The organism is Planktothrix sp. FACHB-1355 (assembly GCF_014748295.1).
Lineage (GTDB): Bacteria > Cyanobacteriota > Cyanobacteriia > Cyanobacteriales > Aerosakkonemataceae > Aerosakkonema > Aerosakkonema funiforme_A.
In genome coordinates, this window is sequence record NZ_JACJUP010001205.1 from 1 (window position 1) to 2,085 (window position 2,085).

Consider the following 2,085-nt stretch of genomic DNA (forward strand, 5'->3'; position numbering starts at 1 on the left):
GGTGGGAACAACTTTGGTGATGTTGGTAACTGGTATTGCTGCCATTCCATTAGGTATAGCAGCTGCAATTTACTTAGAAGAATACGCCCAGAAAAACTGGATTGCCGATTTAATCGAAATCAACGTCACCAACTTGGCAGGTGTTCCCTCCATCATCTACGGACTTTTGGCTTTAGGCTTGTTTGTCTACAAACTCAACTTAGGCGAGAGTATTCTCGCCGCCGGTTTGACTTTGGCGCTATTAATTTTGCCCATAGTGATTGTGACAACTCGCGAGTCTCTTCGCGCTATTCCCAATAATATTCGCGAAGCAGCCTATGCCTTGGGAGCGAGCAAGTGGCAGATGATTTGGGATCACGTATTGCCATATTCGATTGGCGGTATTTTAACTGGCATTATTGTGGGTTTGTCGCGAGCTATTGGCGAAACAGCACCGATAATTACGATCGGCGCTCTCACTTTCATCGCCTTTTTGCCAGATGCCCCAATTAAAGGCGAGTTTCCCTACATTTCTTTTTCTTGGCTGATGTCTCCTTTCACCGTCATGCCGATACAAATGTTTAATTGGGTGTCTCGTCCAGAGCCAGAATTTCAGTTAAACGCTGCGGCGGCAGGAATTGTGTTAATTGTGATGACATTGGCGATGAATTCCTTAGCAATTTATCTGCGCTATCTTTTTCGCAAAAATATCAAATGGTAGAACAAGTAACGAAATCCATGTCCGAATCAAATGCAACTAAGGCGAAAGTAGAAGTCAGAAATCTAAATTTTTATTACGGTGCCACTCGCGTGCTAAAGAACATCAACTTGATGTTAAGCGAAAAACGGGTAACGGCGCTAATTGGGCCTTCAGGGTGTGGCAAAACAACCTTGTTGCGTTGTTTTAATCGGATGCACGACCTTTACCCCGGTAATCGCTACGAAGGGGACATTATTTTAGAACCCGATAGCATTAATATCCTGAGTCGTCGGGTCGATCCGATCGAAGTTCGGATGCGAGTTAGTATGGTATTTCAGAAACCGAATCCCTTTCCCAAGTCAATTTATGAAAATGTGGCTTATGGTTTGCGGGTGCGGAACGAATCAAAGCGTAGCATCATTGATGAAAAGGTAGAACAAGCTTTACGAGGTGCTGCTTTGTGGGATGAAGTGAAAGATCGTTTGAACGATCGCGCTTACAATCTTTCCGGGGGTCAACAGCAGCGGTTGTGCATTGCGAGGGCGTTAGCGACCGACCCGGAACTGATTCTGTTTGATGAACCTACATCGGCGATCGATCCGATCGCAACTATGACTATTGAAGAATTGATCGAGCAATTGAAACAGCAGATCGCAATTCTGATTGTGACTCACAGTATGCAGCAAGCCGCGCGAGTTTCTGATTTTACAGCTTTTATGTACTTGGGCGAAATAATAGAGTTTAACGATACTAAAACAATTTTTACCAATCCTTCCCACAAGCAAACAGAAGACTATGTGAGAGGGAAGTTTGGCTAACGGTAGGGTGGGCAATGCCCACCAAAATGCTTGTTATCGTTCTTCTGTCACTCTGGGAAGAGCGATAACTTTTGGATGTGGCGATGGTGGGCGATGCCCACCCTACTAAGAAGCCAGCGCAACTAACCACTTACCCTTTTTATATAGCACTTTAAAAGAACTAAAATGTTGCAAAATCTTAAGTAGGTTACCGTCAAACTTCAACTTATCCTTAATAAGTGCATTGATAGATTGTCCGTATTGCCTGTGAAATTCAGTGCCTATAACTTCCAGAGAAACATAACCGCTCGCGGAGTTAAGAATTAATTCATTCATCAGCGTCAGTAACACTTTTTCCAAATCTTCTAGGGAAGTAATAGCAGCCGTATGAGCATTTTGGCTATCATCAGTACTATCGTTGCGATCGCTTTCTGCCTTATTGACTTCGGATATATCGAATAAGGTCACATAAGGAGGAGATTGATTTGTCGGTTGGTGGATCGCAAAATCAATGGGGTAGTCGCTAAAAATCTCGCGGGATTTTTTGCCAGGGAGATGTGTAGAAACAACTTGACTGATAGTTAAATTGTATTTAGTTTGAAAAAGATT

The 2,085-nt window shown here is 43.3% G+C and carries 2 protein-coding genes and 1 pseudogene; 2 read left to right on the forward strand and 1 reads right to left on the reverse strand.

The window, feature by feature from the left end; all coding sequences use genetic code 11:
• Both pstA and pstB read left to right on the forward strand, forming a co-directional pair.
• The coding region (pstA, locus tag H6S82_RS30785; RefSeq protein WP_191057296.1) for a phosphate ABC transporter permease PstA at window positions 1-700 on the forward strand (700 nt) is incomplete at its 5' end.
• Window positions 694-1,497 carry a phosphate ABC transporter ATP-binding protein PstB gene (gene pstB / locus H6S82_RS30790; RefSeq protein WP_190474360.1) on the forward strand — a complete coding sequence of 268 codons (804 nt, stop codon included), beginning with the start codon at window positions 694-696 and terminating at the stop codon, window positions 1,495-1,497. The genes pstA and pstB, both read left to right, overlap by 7 nt.
• A 105-nt stretch (window positions 1,498-1,602) precedes the next feature.
• On the opposite strand, the pseudogene H6S82_RS30795 reads toward pstB, so the two are convergent.
• A pseudogene (locus tag H6S82_RS30795) lies at window positions 1,603-2,085 on the reverse strand (hypothetical protein); the annotation flags it as partial.

Bases quoted from the DNA above. Each gene is read 5' to 3' on its own strand.
- pstB (WP_190474360.1), top strand. From the start codon at position 694: ATGGTAGAACAAGTAACGAAATCCATGTCCGAATCAAATGCAACTAAG.